The organism is Micromonospora reichwaldensis (genome assembly GCF_031845925.1).
Lineage (GTDB): Bacteria > Actinomycetota > Actinomycetes > Mycobacteriales > Micromonosporaceae > Micromonospora > Micromonospora reichwaldensis.
Map to the genome: position 1 here is coordinate 97,641 of NZ_JAVRFL010000014.1, position 12,883 is coordinate 110,523.

At 68.3% G+C, this 12,883-nt stretch carries 12 protein-coding genes and 1 tRNA gene; 7 read left to right on the top strand and 6 right to left on the bottom strand.

Translation table 11 applies throughout. The features are described 5' to 3' along the window. Positions 1 to 136 precede the first annotated feature (136 nt). Positions 137 to 1,402 (top strand): hypothetical protein, encoded by a 1,266-nt coding sequence (locus RM555_RS14220; protein ID WP_311412172.1) that lies wholly within the window; start codon positions 137 to 139, stop codon positions 1,400 to 1,402. Between the two features lie 66 nt (positions 1,403 to 1,468). Here the strand turns inward: RM555_RS14220 and argS are convergent, their stop codons facing one another. From argS to RM555_RS14245, 5 genes are all read right to left on the bottom strand, one after another. Further along, entirely contained in the window at positions 1,469 to 3,187 is a 1,719-nt protein-coding gene (gene argS, locus RM555_RS14225) for an arginine--tRNA ligase (RefSeq protein WP_311412173.1), read from the bottom strand. A gap of 887 nt (positions 3,188 to 4,074) precedes the next feature. Next, positions 4,075 to 4,491, bottom strand: a complete 417-nt coding sequence (locus tag RM555_RS14230; protein ID WP_311412174.1) for a type II toxin-antitoxin system VapC family toxin — start codon at positions 4,489 to 4,491, stop codon at positions 4,075 to 4,077. Beyond that, a complete protein-coding gene (locus tag RM555_RS14235) occupies positions 4,473 to 4,727 on the bottom strand; it encodes a FitA-like ribbon-helix-helix domain-containing protein (RefSeq protein ID WP_088644445.1) in 255 nt (84 codons plus the stop codon). The genes RM555_RS14230 and RM555_RS14235 overlap by 19 nt, the downstream gene beginning before the upstream one ends. A gap of 262 nt (positions 4,728 to 4,989) precedes the next feature. Next, a complete protein-coding gene (locus RM555_RS14240) occupies positions 4,990 to 5,163 on the bottom strand; it encodes a hypothetical protein (RefSeq protein WP_311412175.1) in 174 nt (57 codons plus the stop codon). After that, complete coding sequence (locus RM555_RS14245) at positions 5,160 to 5,378, bottom strand: flavin reductase (RefSeq protein ID WP_311412176.1); 219 nt, start codon at positions 5,376 to 5,378, stop codon at positions 5,160 to 5,162. Before RM555_RS14245 ends, RM555_RS14240 begins: the two co-directional genes overlap by 4 nt. A gap of 376 nt (positions 5,379 to 5,754) precedes the next feature. Here RM555_RS14245 and RM555_RS14250 point away from each other — a divergent pair, with 376 nt between their 5' ends. From RM555_RS14250 to RM555_RS14265, 4 genes are all read left to right on the top strand, one after another. Further along, positions 5,755 to 6,156, top strand: a complete 402-nt coding sequence (locus RM555_RS14250; RefSeq protein WP_069088172.1) for a GntR family transcriptional regulator — start codon at positions 5,755 to 5,757, stop codon at positions 6,154 to 6,156. Positions 6,157 to 6,652: 496 nt separating this feature from the next. Continuing rightward, a complete protein-coding gene (locus RM555_RS14255; RefSeq protein ID WP_311412177.1) occupies positions 6,653 to 7,000 on the top strand; it encodes a hypothetical protein in 348 nt (115 codons plus the stop codon). 996 nt (positions 7,001 to 7,996) lie between these two features. Next, a complete protein-coding gene (locus RM555_RS14260) occupies positions 7,997 to 8,194 on the top strand; it encodes an excisionase family DNA-binding protein (protein WP_113973362.1) in 198 nt (65 codons plus the stop codon). Beyond that, the gene (locus tag RM555_RS14265) at positions 8,194 to 9,414 is read left to right on the top strand and encodes a tyrosine-type recombinase/integrase (RefSeq protein WP_311412178.1); all 1,221 of its coding nucleotides are present in this window, start codon (positions 8,194 to 8,196) and stop codon (positions 9,412 to 9,414) included. The genes RM555_RS14260 and RM555_RS14265 overlap by 1 nt, the downstream gene beginning before the upstream one ends. 86 nt (positions 9,415 to 9,500) lie before the next feature. On the opposite strand, the gene RM555_RS14270 is transcribed toward RM555_RS14265, so the two are convergent. Further along, positions 9,501 to 9,572, bottom strand: a tRNA-Lys gene (locus RM555_RS14270). Between the two features lie 520 nt (positions 9,573 to 10,092). Between RM555_RS14270 and RM555_RS14275 the strand changes: the two genes are divergently transcribed. Both RM555_RS14275 and RM555_RS14280 read left to right on the top strand, forming a co-directional pair. After that, positions 10,093 to 11,238, top strand: coding sequence for an ROK family transcriptional regulator (locus tag RM555_RS14275; RefSeq protein WP_311412179.1), 1,146 nt, complete (start codon positions 10,093 to 10,095; stop codon positions 11,236 to 11,238). Positions 11,239 to 11,311: 73 nt separating this feature from the next. Then, on the top strand, positions 11,312 to 12,832 hold the full coding sequence (locus tag RM555_RS14280) for an ABC transporter substrate-binding protein (RefSeq protein ID WP_311412180.1): 1,521 nt from the start codon (positions 11,312 to 11,314) through the stop codon (positions 12,830 to 12,832). Positions 12,833 to 12,883 lie beyond the last annotated feature (51 nt).

The following is a 12,883-nucleotide window of genomic DNA, read 5'->3' on the forward strand; positions in this document are numbered from 1 at the left end:
CGGCAGGTCACCTCTACCCGTGTCAGAGAGGTAACGGATAGCGATCTCGCGGCGCTCAGCAGACGGACAACAGGAACGAACCTGTCGTCCCGGCCGGGCTGTCGGCCCGGAGTCATCCCTCCGACGGAAGGATCCGATGTCTGCAAACCCTGGACACCGCCTCGTCCGGCTCAGTGTGCTCGCGGGGAGTGCACTGGCACTGACCATGGTGGGTCTGCTCGCCACGGCCCCCGCCAGCGCTGCACCTGCCCGAGCCGACCTGGTCGTCACCGCTAGCGTCGACCCGACCGAGGTCCCTGACACCGGAGGCTCTTCGACCCTGACGGTCGGCCTCCACAACGCGGGCACCAACGCCAGCGGGAACGTCACCCTGGTCGTGTCCCTCGCCGCCGGCAGCTGGTTCGGCGACGGGGTCTCCGTCCCACCCAGCTGGCAGTGCGCCCTCGTGACTCCCGCCGCCACCTGCACCCACGCGCCGCTCGCGGCTGGTGCGACGGCGGTACCACTGCGCATCCCGTTCGGCGTGGGCGCCGGCACGGTTGGCGACCAGGTCGTGGTGAGCGCGACAGCCACCGGCGGTCGCGAGTCGTCCACCGCCAACAACACCGGTCAGGCCAGCCTGCGCTACATCCCCGGCACCGTGGACGTCAGGTTCACGAGCGAGCCGCGCGACCACGAGTTGATCGACGGTGAGGTGTTCGGCCTGCATTCGGTCGTGTCGAACGACGGCACCTCTCCCTCCGGCGACCTGACCGTCACCGTGCCGCTGCCCGCCGGCACGGTCCGGCACGGCGAGAGCCACGAGGGCTGGGCCTGTGGTTACGGCGACGACCTCGCCGGAGGCCAGCCGGGCTGGCGCTGCACCCACGCGCCGCTGCGCCCAGGAGAGAACAGCTCCCTGCTCGGCATCACGGCCACCATCTCGGGCGCAGACCCCGGCGACGTCCTCGACCTGACCGCCACCCTGTCGACCACCTCGACCGAGACGACCCTGGACAACAACACCCTGCGCACCCGGGCCACCGTCCTGCAGTCGGCGACCGTCCGGGGCATCGTCTGGGTCGACAGCGACCGGGACAACGTCCGGGACGCCGGCGAGCCCGGTGCACCCCCCGGCGACGAGGGCATCTACCAGATCGTGGTGGGTGGCCAGGGATTCACCGCGGTGGCCACCGTGAACCCGGACGGCACGTACACCGCCCAGGTGCGGCCGGGCACCTACCGCAGCGAGTTCTACGTCCGCGACCCGTACAGCTTCATCACCTCGCCCGATTCCGACCTGGTCTACTACCTGAACGAGACCGGCGGCCGCAACAAGTACGGCTACAGCGGCTCGGTCACTCTCGCCGGCGGCGAGGAGGCGGTCATCGACGCCGGGGTGGTGTCCAAGTACCTGTCGTGATCGGCTGACGGCGACAGCGAGGGCCCGGGTGGCTGCGGCGATCACGCCGCAGCTACCCAGTTCCGATCACATGCGTTCGGGAGTCCTGATGCCGAGCAGGTACAACCCCTGCCGGAGCACCCGGGCGGTCACGTCGCAGAGCGCCAGCCGGCTCTCCCGGACCGGCCCGTCGGCGCGCAGCACCGGGCAGCGCTCGTAGAACGCGCTGAACGCGACGGCCAGCCGGTACAGGTATCCGGTTAGGTGGTGGAACTCCAGGCTGTCCGCCACCTCGCCGACCACCGTCCCGAAGCCGACCAGCTCGAAGGCGAGCGCCCGTTCGGCCGGATCGGCCAGCGAGATCGCCGCCTCCGGCCGGGCCGCCATCCCGGCCCGCCGGAAGATCGACCGGATCCGCGAGTACGCGTACTGGAGATAGGGCGCGGTGTTGCCGTCCAGCGACAGCATCCGCTCCCAGTCGAGCACGTAGTCCTTGTGCCGGTCGCTGGACAGGTCGGCGTACTTGATCGCGCCGATGCCGACCGTCCGGCCCACCTCGGCCGCCTCCACCTCGCCCAGGTCCGGGTTCCGGTCCCGGGCCAGCGCCGTGGCTCGGACGATCGCCTCCTCCAGCAGCCCGACCAGCTTCACCGAGCCGCCGGCCCTGCTGCGCAGCATCCGCCCGTCCGGCCCGAGGATCGACCCGAACCCGACGTGCTCGGCCCGGGCCGGCGGGGCCAGCCAGCCGGCCTGCGTGGCGGCGGCGTACACCATCTCGAAGTGCCGCCGCTGCGGCAGGCCGACCACGTAGAGCAACCGGGTCGCGGCGAGCGTGCCGGTGCGGTGCCGGATCGCCGCCAGGTCGGTTGCCGGGTAGCCGTACCCGCCGTCGGACTTGCGGACGATCAGCGGCAGCGGCTCGCCGTCCCGGCCCACCGAGCCGGGCGGAAACACGCAGGCCGCACCCTCGCTCTCCCGCAGCAGCCCCAGGCGGTCCAGCTCCTCGGCCACCGGTTCGAGCAGGTCGTTGTAGCTGCTCTCACCGTGGAAGTCCCGCTCGGTGAGGGTCACGTCGAGCAGGTCGTAGACGGTCATGAAGTACCGCTCGGACTGCTCCACCAGCAGCCGCCACAGCCGCAGCGTCGCCGGATCGCCGCTCTGCAGGGCCACCACCCGCCGCCGGGACCGCTCCCGGAACGCCTCATCCGCGTCGAACGCGACCCGGGCCGCCTTGTAGAACGAGTCCAGGTCACCCATGGACAGCTCGCGCGCCGCCTCGGCCCCGCCCAGGTCGACCAGGTGCTCGATCAGCATGCCGAACGGCGTACCCCAGTCACCCAGGTGGTTGGCCCGCAGCACCCGGTGCCCCAGCCACTCCAGCAGCCGGGCCGCCGCGTCGCCGATCACCGTCGACCGCAGGTGCCCGACGTGCATCTCCTTCGCCACGTTCGGCGCCGAGTAGTCGACCACCACCGTCTCCGGCTCGGTGACCGGTGGCACCCCGAGCCGCGGGTCGGTGGCCAGCGCGGAGACCAGCCCGCCCAGGGCTTCGTCGGCGACGGTCAGGTTCAGGAAGCCCGGCCCGGAGACCTCCGCCGCGCTGCACAGATCGGCCAGCTCCGCGAGGTCCAGCACCTCGGCGGCGATCGCGCGCGGCGGCCGGCCGAGCCGCCGGGCCAGCGCCAGCGCCGCATCGGACTGGAAGTCCGCGCGCTGAGAGCGCCGCACGACCGGATCCACCGGCCCGCCGGCCACCGTCGCGAACGCCGGCGTCAGCCGGTCGGCCAGCAGTTTCTCAAGGTCCATGGGTACGCCGATCTCGCTCGGATCCGCCGCGCGGATCACCGGATGGGGATGCGGGCGGACCGAGGACGATCGACGATGACCGGCGGCTCGATCCGCCGGTCGCAGGAGAAGAAGAACTCAGCGCAGGCGGTCGCGGAACCGCCGGCGTCGCCGCGCGCCGATCTGGACGTCGGAGGACGTCATCGGGTACGCGGGCGAGCTGGTCATGGCCGCAGCCTAACCGCCCAGGCCGGGGGCTGCGCAACGCTGTTCCCTCGGCGGCCGGGCGCAACGACCCCAGCTCAGTCACCGGGCTGGCAGATCGCTCCGACTGAATCCTGCAGACTGGGCCTCGGCCTCCGTGCAAAAGAAATCTGTCACCAGAAAGTCCACGCCATAGTCGTCGCTGCCAGGTGCACGGTACGTGTGAGCCGCTGCGAAATCCGTCGCCACCACAGGGCGTCCGCCGCATTTGATGAAATAGATTGGATATCGTGCGAAAGGTGCAATGAGCGGGACGAAAAGGGCCGTCAAATATAGGGCGATCGGGATGGCGGCGATCAGCCATCCCTTGCGGATCTTTGGCGGGGACATTCTGGTCTCTCTCCGTTCTGCGGCTTACCAACCAGTAGCCTGCCCGCCACGTCAAGCGGATCTTGTGACACCCCGTTCGGACGCTGGCGGGTCGGGCGGTGCTCTGCTCGGCTTACCCGGGTCGATATCCACGGGTCCTGCTGTGCAAGCCAGGATCACGGCGCAAGCGGCCCCACGAAGGGGCCGGTGACCTGCGGAGGGGTGGGCCGGAGGTGCCACCATGCGAACCACAGTGCGACGATCGTCGGTGGGCCGCTTCCCCTCAAATGGCCGGCCCAAGGGCGTCAGGCCGATGATCCTCGGGCGGCCCGCCGTCAGGACGCTGCGAGAAGTCGGATCTCGCAGCGGATACCGCTGGCCTTGGCGAGCCGACCGTCACTGGTCACGAGTGGGCAGGCCATCAACTCCGCCGCCGCGACGTAAGCCGCGTCGTACGCCGTGACATTGCCCCGCAACTGCCACATCCGGTCAAGCAGCATAGGAACACCAACCTCATCGATGACCAGCGAGGGCAGGGTGTCGATCGCCTCCTCTGCCCGAGCGAGGCCGAGCTTCCCACCGAGGACCTTGCCTCTGACCACGGACATGACCTCGACCAGAAGATGACCCGGAGCGGCCCAGTGCGGATCTCCGGTCAGTTCCGCCCGCGCCGCGTCGCCGACCGGCCCGTCATCGACCAGAGCGTCGGCCAGAACCGACGCATCCACGACGATCACGCGGCGCTTCCCCACGGTCCGCGCTGCTCCCGCTGGTCGTTCAACTCGGCGGCGCTCTCCCCCGGCAGGGAGCGAGCACCGTCCGATCGGCCGGCGAAGCGATCAAGGACCGCCGTGTTACGCAGCCGGCGAGCCTGCGTCTCCACCAGTTCCAGCAGGTATGCCTGGAGGGACTGCCCGCGCGCCTTGGCCTGAGCCGCCAAGGCGTCTCGCACTTCCTCCGGCACGTCACGAATCTGGAGAGCAACCATGCATTCATTATGCATGCAGCATCGCTCACTTGCAGGGAAGGCTCGGCCCCCTCGGCCAGCTGGTTCGCATGACGACGGTGGTACAGCCAAGAGCCGCAGGTCAGAGAAGTGCGTGGGCCGCCAGGGACTCGAACCCTGAACCTATGGATTGCCGGCGAGCCGGCCTTCTGCGGTGCGGTTCGAGGTCATCCGGGCTGCTGGCGTGCTTCTCGGCCGGGTTCGGCTGGCACGGTTGCTGTACTTCGCTGCTGTACTGCTGGCGTCAGACGAGGCGCTGGATGCGGACCTTGGGCTGCTCGTTTCTGAGGTGGCCATCCTTGTGCTGGCGGACCTGTTCGTCCCAGACCTCCTGGTCGTAGTCGGGGTCTGGTGGGATCCACTTGTGGGAGCCGTCGCTGTAGTGGAACTTCTCGTCGCCGGGGCGCAGGATGCTCATCGGGTCCAGCCGAGGAATCGGTGGTGCAGGTGGTTGGCGGGGATGTGGGTCAGGTCCTGGGCGGCGTCGACGAGTTGGGCGGCGAGGTAGAGGGCCAACGACACCGAGGCGCTGTCGTACTCCGCTCGCAGTTCGCGCCGTCGGGGCTGGCAGGGCCAGTCGGCACCGCAGCCGCCGCACGTCCAAGCCGGTGTGACCGGGAGGTGCGTCGTCATTGCGGCGTCTCCCGCGTTGCCCGCCACTCCGATGCCGGGGCACCTCTTCGTTCGGGGTCTGACGGCCAGTGGCCTCTGTTGATCGGGATCCGATGCCTGGTACGGCAGGGCAGCTCGCCTCCGCATCGGCAGACCTTCCGCCATCGTCGCCATGACCAGACCGGCCGGTGCCGCCTGGCCAGGGTGAGCGCGGCGGCTACCAAGTACTCCTCGTACGAGACGCGAGGCACCAGGTCTCTCCTCGGGTGTCGGTCAACATCGCGGACAGCATGTCGGGGCGGGCCCTCGGTGCAACGCCGCAGCTCACGTCACCGTAACGACGTAGTACTGTAGATACAATAAGATGTAGGGCTGTTGGACACATAGCGTCAAGTTCGTGATCGACCCCAGTGCGGATCGTGCCGTGTTCCGGCAGCTCGCAGACCTCCTGCGAGACCGGATCACGTCTGGCGACCTCGCGCCCGGGGCATCGCTGCCCAGCGAGCTGCGGTTGGCTCAGGAGTACGGGCTGAGCCGCACGAGCGTCCGACAGGCGGTAGCGCTACTCCGGTCGGAAGGGCTCGTGATCGTGGAACCACCGCGCGGCACGTTCGTCCGCGCCGTCGAGCCGACCGAGACGGTGACCCTCCTCAAAGGCGACACCGCCACCGCCCGGATGCCCACACCCGTCGAGCGACGCGAGCTGGAGATGGGCGAGGGCATCCCGGTCATCGTGATCTTCCGCGCCGACGGCTCACGCGAGCTGTACGCCGCTGACCGCATCCGCGTAGGTCGCTGACCTCTCCGTGGCCGTTCAGCGACCCTCGCCGGGGGAGCGTAGTCGTGCGGTCCGCGGCTGGCCCCGTTAGTCGCCGGCTTGGCAGCCGCCAAGACACACGATTTAGGAATTCTCGGCTCTGCCGTTCGGGCGGCCCTGCCACCTGCCGTTGTGGCTGGACAGGCACCACGGCCGCCGTCAGACCTTGACCGTCGTTGTCCGTCCGCTACCCCAGGATCGGGCACGCAACGGGCACGGCTCAACCTCCGCCCTGACGGCTCGCTGACAGGTTATGGCTGCCCCCGACTGGCGGCTGACCACTTCATCGGGCACGGGTCGGGAACGGTGACGCGTGGACCTAAAGCCAACCCATGCCTTGCAAAGGCGGATGCGAATCAATATTTCCACTTTAAGGCCTTTGTCTCGCCGGGGTGGCGTCTAGCGAACTCTGGCCCTTAAGATTCGATTGCTGTCGAAGTGGCCACACTCGCCACCAATTTTGTCATCATAGAAAGGCATGACGATGAAAACTGTTAGCAAAATCGCGCTTACAGTCGCCCTGGCGCCTGGAATGACTCTCGCCGTTCAAGCGCCAGCCAATGCTGCATACTCGACACAATGCGCGACCGGAACCGTTGAGTCGCTGGCCAACAATTTGCCCATTCGAGCCAGTTATTCAACGTCCGCCAGCGTCCTTGAATGGGGGCAAATGGGTGACCGCTTCAGCTGCTACCGCAACCAATGGGCTCTCGGTAGCCGCTATACTGCTTGCGGCGTCAGTCAAGCCAACGGCTGGCTCCATGTAATTACCAACAACGGCATGAGCGACGGCTGGGCCTATATGACTTGCCTTGAGGACGTGTAGGTCTCCACCTCGCCTTAATCATCCCGGTGCTCCTATGGATGTCAAGCTCCGTCGGCCGTCTCGCTGGCGGAGTTTGACCACTTCGCTCCAAAGGAATGATCGGCCGTCGACGAACTGGGCGAGTAGCCCCCATTAGCTGCCTGACCAGTCCTTCATCGTCCGTGAGCGTTCGGCGTCGGCCGCCCCGGTAGTCACCCAGTTGGTCACCCAGCCCGAGGCTCAGACGTTGATGGAGTGATCAGCCGTCGATGAGTTGGGCGGGTAGCTGGCCGAACTGCCGGAACAGTCCACCATCGTCTGTGGGCGTCCCGCGCTGGCAGTCTCGGTCGTCACCCAGATACTCACCCAGTTCGGGTGTCCGACGTTGAAGCGGACCGTAGAGCCCCCGGCGCACCCAGCACCGGCGACAGCGGCCGGCACCTTCGCGACCAGGGTCAGGTCTGTTGGAGCCGCAACTGACTAGCCGAGAACCGGAACATGCCCCTGTCCAGTCAAGGTTGCAACCCGGGGTTATACATTTGGGAGGAGTCTGCGCTGCGCAAGAACGACCGAGGACTCTACGGCTTCCTCAACATCGAATACTCCGTAACACTCGAGGGTGACAAACGAACTCGCAGCGTCTACACCGAAGAGCCTGTCGGAATAGGCGAAACGGACCTGACCCGATCATTCACCCCAGCGGTCATCAGACAACTTCCGTCGAGGGAGGAGTAGCCCTAGCGCCTGCCCGCCGACCCGCCCTCCTGGGGCCCGACCCACCATGTCAAGCGGACCTTGACGTACGTACGGACACTGCCGGAACAGACTGAGTCGGCTCTCGTGTCACGGACCGCGCCCCCGGCGGACACCGCCACAGTGGCGCAGTTGACCCAACTCCGGGTGGCTCACCGAAGGCGATGCGCTCCTGGCCAACACCGCCGCCGCCCAGCGCCGGCAGGCCAGACGCATCGGTCGGGAAGAACTCGCCCACGAAGCCTGGCTCGTCGGGGCCGCCGCATGAGCAGAGACCTAACCCCCCGCTGGTACTCGCCCGCCGAGGTTGCCGTCCTGCTCGGCTTCGGCATCTCCAAGGTCAAGATGAAGATCGCCACCGGCGAGCTGCGCTCCATCAAGGACGGCAAGTACCGCCGGATCCTCCCGGAATGGGTCGACGACTACATCCGTGACCAGGTCGAGCGGCAGGAGGCGGCCTGATGCCCGGACGTGCCCGTGCCAACGGCGAAGGATCGATCTTTCCGTACCGGAACGGCTTCGCCGCGTACGTCTGGGTCGAGAAGCCCGACGGCAAGCGGGGCCGGAAGTGGGTCTACGGCAAGACCCGCGAGGAGGTCCACGACAAGTGGATCAAGCTGCACGGGCAGACCAAAGCTGGCCCGGTGGCGACGCGCTCTCCGACGGTGGGGGAGTACGCCGGCTACTGGCTGCGCGACATCGTCAAGCCGAACCTCGCCCCCGGCAGCTACGTCACCTACGAGGTGGTGGTCCGGCTCTACCTCGTGCCAGGGCTGGGCCGAAAGCGGCTCGACAAGCTCCGGGTCAGCGACGTGCAGACCTGGATCAACGAGGTGGGGCGGACCTGCCAGTGCTGCGCCCAGGGCAAGGACGAGCGGCGAAAGCCCGTTCAGCGTTGCTGCTGTGCCCTCGGGCGCTGCTGCCAGGATCTGCCGTCGGCAACGAGCGTCACGCATCTGCGGACCGTGCTCCGGACGCTGCTGTCCCGGGCGATCACCGAAGGGTTGATCACCCGCAACGTCGCGTCCCTGGTGAAGCTGCCCCCGGTGCGCAAGCGCAAGCGGAAGGCGTGGACGAGTGACGAGGCGCGGCGCTTCCTGGAGTCGGCCCGCGCCGACGACGACCCGCTCTACGCCGCGTACGTCCTGGTCCTAGTGCTCGGTCTGCGCAAGGGCGAGATGCTGGGGCTCACCTGGGCGGATGTCGACCTCGACGCGGGGGAGTTGACCATCGATCGGCAGCTCCAGCGGGTCGGTGCCGAACTGCTGCACCGGGAGACGAAGACGGCGGCCTCTGACGCCACCCTGCCGCTGCCGGACATCTGCACCGTGGCGCTTGACCGCCGCCGTGTCGCGCAGGCCGCCGCCCGGGACGCCGCCGGCCCGGCCTGGCAGCCGTCCGACCTGATCTTTACCACGCGCTACGGCCGGCCGGTCGAGCCACGCAACGTCAACCGCTTTTGGGACCGCCGCTGTGACGCGGCCGGCGTCCGGCGGATCACCGTCAGGGATGCCCGGCGGACCTGTGCCTCGCTCCTGGCCGATCTGGACGTGCACCCCCGGGTGGCGATGCAGATCCTCCGGCACGCCCAGTTCGCCATCACGATGGAGATCTACACGGTGGTGTCATCGGCGGCCACCCGCGACGCCCTCAAGCGGCTCGGCAGCGCGCTCGATCGGTGAAGGGGCCCACTGCTGTACTTCGCTGCTGTATCGGCCCGGAGCATGGCAAGAGCGACCCCCTAAAGGGCCGCTGACCTGCGGAGGAGTGGGCCGCCAGGGACTCGAACCCTGAACCTATGGATTAAAAGTCCACAGCTCTGCCATTGAGCTAGCGGCCCGCGCGCTCAGGTTACCGGAAGGCGGCCGGTTGCGACTCTCGGCTTTCGTGCCGTGGGCGGAACCGGCAGCCCGGGCGAGGAGCGTTCGGTCATGACGGCGCCTCCGGGCGTACGGGAGGAATCAGGCCGGGCGGCGCGGAGGGTGCCGGAGGGTCAACTGCCTGCCCACCGGGGGCCTTTGATCTTGGTAGGCCGGGGTCGTCGCGGTCCGACGGTCGATCCGAAGAAGGCCGGCGGGCCTCCGGTCGGACCCTATCGGAGAGCCGGCGCCCATGGTGTCCCTCCTCGTCGCCGTGCCGGCTCGCCGGCACGCTCCCGGGCCCGTTCGGCGCCGTGGTCGGCGGCTCTACCAGGGGAGTTAACTGGCTGAAGCCGCCGCAAAAAGCGGGCCATGGGAATGTAACAACTTGGGAACAACGCGAGCCGCGTTCTTGTCCGCAGTTTGTTAGCCGCCTGTACTAACCGGGTGACCTGCATTGATGAGACGGGAACCACACCGCCGGAGCCCCAGGACCGCGCGGTGGGGACCCTGCGGCGAGACCGGGTTCCGGCCCGGGTCCGCTCCGGCGAGAAGGTGCTCCCGGAGCAGGCCCGCGTGCACAACCGCGAGTTGCTGCTGCGCACGCTGTACCGGGAAGGGCCGCACAGCCGGGCGGATCTGGCGCGACGCACGGGGCTGACGAGGGTCTCGGTCTCGGACGTCGTGAGCGACCTCCTCGCGGACGACCTCGTGGTCGAGGTCGGTACGCGGGCGGGGACGCGGCCCGGGAAGCCGGCCATGATGCTCGAGTTCAACGAGCACGCCTACCAGGCGATCGCCGTCGACCTGAGCCACTCGACGCTCTACCGGGGGGCCGTGCTCGACCTCGGCGGATCGGTGGTGGCTCGTCAGCAGGTCGAGATCGAGGGCAGCACCGGAGCCGACGCGTTGGCGAAGGTCGTCGGTCTCGTCGGGGTGTTGCGCGAACAGGTGACGGCGCCGCTGCTCGGCATCGGCATCGGCACCCCGGGGATCGTGGACCTCGGCGGCGTCGTCCTCAGCGCACCCAACCTGGGATGGAAGGACCTCAACCTCCGGTCGGTGCTGACCGAGCAGTTCGGCTGCCCCGTGGTCGTGTCGAACGACGCCAACGCCACCGCGCTCGCCGAGCGCAGTTACGGCGAGAGCGCGGCCGACACCCTCCTCGTCCGGGTCGGTGTCGGCGTGGGGGCAGGTCTGCTGCTCGGCGGCACGCCCGTCCTGGGCAGCAGGTTCGCGGCCGGCGAGATCGGCCACGTGGTCGTGGACACCGGCAGTGAGCGGGCCTGTGTCTGTGGAAAGTTCGGCTGCCTCGAGACCTGGCTGTCGACCCGGCGCATCCAGGAAGACCTCTCGGAAGCCCGTACCGACGCGGAGCACACCCGGGTCCTCGCCGCCGCAGGCGAGGCGCTCGGTTCGGTGCTGGCCCCGATCGTGGCCGCCATCAACGTCTCGGAAATCGTCCTCAGCGGGCCGCACCGGGTGCTGGAGGGGCCGCTGGCCGCCGCGGCGATGGAAACCATCCGGCAGCGCGCCCTGACAGAGGTCCACGGCGACATCGTCCTGCGGCTGTCGGAACTCGGCGACGACATCGTCCTGCGCGGCGCGACCGCCATGGTCATGAGCCAACAACTCGGGATCGCCTGATCCGCTGATCCGATCCCCGTCACTTGGAGCGACGCCGACCGGCGCTGGCTTTGCAGCAATAGAAGGGAACACGGTGCAACTGACACGCACGCTGACGGCAGCGTTTGCCGTAGTCGCTCTCGCCCTCGCCGGTTGTAGCGGTGGCGGGCAGGCGAATGAAGCAGGCTCGTCCCAGCTCGTCCTGGGCAACAACGGCGACCTGCTGACCTGGGACCCCGCCGAGATGAAGGAAGGCGCGGTCATCCACTACGCGGAGGCCGTCTACGACCCGCTGCTCCGCAAGACGCCCGAGTCGAAGATCGAGGGCAACCTGGCCACCTCGTACGAGTACAACGCCGACCTCACCGAGCTCACTCTGAAGCTGCGCGACGGTGTCACCTTCAGTGACGGCGCCGCCTTCGACGCCGACGTGGTGAAGGTCAACCTCGAGGCGCGTAAGAAGGGGGCGGGCAGCGCCTCCGAGGGGGCCCGGGCGATCGAGCGCGTCGAGGTCGTGGACAAGGCCACGGCGCGCCTGCACCTCAGCGAGCCCAGCCCCGGCCTCCTGGCCGCCCTGGCGACGTACACGGGGTACATGGTGAGCCCCACGGCGCTCAGCGCGGGCAACATCGCCTCGAACCCGGTGGGCTCCGGGCCCTACACGTACGACGCGGGCGCTTCCGAGAAGGGCGTCAAGTACACGTTCAAGGCGCGCGACGGCTACTGGAACCGCGAGGCGTTCCCCTTCGAGAACGTCGTGATCCGCCCGTACGAGGAGTTCACCGCCCGGTACAACGCGCTCGCCACCGGCCAGATCCAGTTCATGTACGGCACCTCCGACATGGTGCCGAAGGCCAAGACCGACGGGCTCACCGTCAAGACGGTGCCCGGCGAGTGGCAGGGCATCATCCTCCAGGACCGCGCCGGCAAGGCGTCGGCGGCACTCGGCGACGTGCGGGTGCGGCAGGCGATCAACCACGCGCTCGACCGCAAGGCCATCCTCGACACCCACTACGGCGGCTTCGGCCAGGTCTCCACGCAGACCTTCAACCCGTCCAGCGAGGCGTGGGTGCCGGAGCTGAACGCGCGCTATCCGTACGACCCGGCGAAGGCGCGCGAGTTGCTTGCCTCGGCGGGCTACGGCAGCGGCTTCAAGATCAAGATTTCGTACAGCGAGGGCTTCATGTCCCCGCTGGTGCCGATCGTCACCCAGTACCTGGGCGACGTGGGCATCACGGTCGAGCAGGTGCCGGTCAACGGCTTCGCCAACGGCGGCCTGGAGACCCTGAAGGGCCAGCCGGCCTTCATGCTCTCGTTCTCCACGAACATCCCGGCGTGGACGGACGTGCTGAACAAGCTCACCCCGACGTCGCTGTGGAACAACTTCAAGTACACCGACGAGACCGTGACCCGGCTGCTCAAGGAGATCCCGGCCGCGCAGGGTGACAAGCAGGCCGCCCTCTACAAGGAGCTGAACACCCACCTCGTCGAGCAGGCCTGGTTCGCGCCGATCGTCACGCAGGAGAACGTCTACCTGTTCAAGTCGGACATCGACGTGACCATGCAGCAGGCGCAGCTCATGCCGAGCCTCCGCTTCTTCGCCCCGGCGAAGTAACCGTCGATCGACCCCGGATGGGCCGGACAACGGGCCGGCCCATCCGGTGGA

Bases quoted from the DNA above. Each gene is read 5' to 3' on its own strand.
- RM555_RS14220 (WP_311412172.1), top strand. From the start codon at position 137: ATGTCTGCAAACCCTGGACACCGCCTCGTCCGGCTCAGTGTGCTCGCG.
- RM555_RS14240 (WP_311412175.1), bottom strand. From the start codon at position 5,163: ATGAGCATCCTGCGCCCCGGCGACGAGAAGTTCCACTACAGCGACGGC.
- RM555_RS14245 (WP_311412176.1), bottom strand. From the start codon at position 5,378: ATGACGACGCACCTCCCGGTCACACCGGCTTGGACGTGCGGCGGCTGC.
- RM555_RS14260 (WP_113973362.1), top strand. From the start codon at position 7,997: ATGAGCAGAGACCTAACCCCCCGCTGGTACTCGCCCGCCGAGGTTGCC.
- RM555_RS14265 (WP_311412178.1), top strand. From the start codon at position 8,194: ATGCCCGGACGTGCCCGTGCCAACGGCGAAGGATCGATCTTTCCGTAC.
- RM555_RS14235 (WP_088644445.1), bottom strand. From the start codon at position 4,727: ATGGTTGCTCTCCAGATTCGTGACGTGCCGGAGGAAGTGCGAGACGCC.
- RM555_RS14255 (WP_311412177.1), top strand. From the start codon at position 6,653: ATGACGATGAAAACTGTTAGCAAAATCGCGCTTACAGTCGCCCTGGCG.
- argS (WP_311412173.1), bottom strand. From the start codon at position 3,187: ATGGACCTTGAGAAACTGCTGGCCGACCGGCTGACGCCGGCGTTCGCG.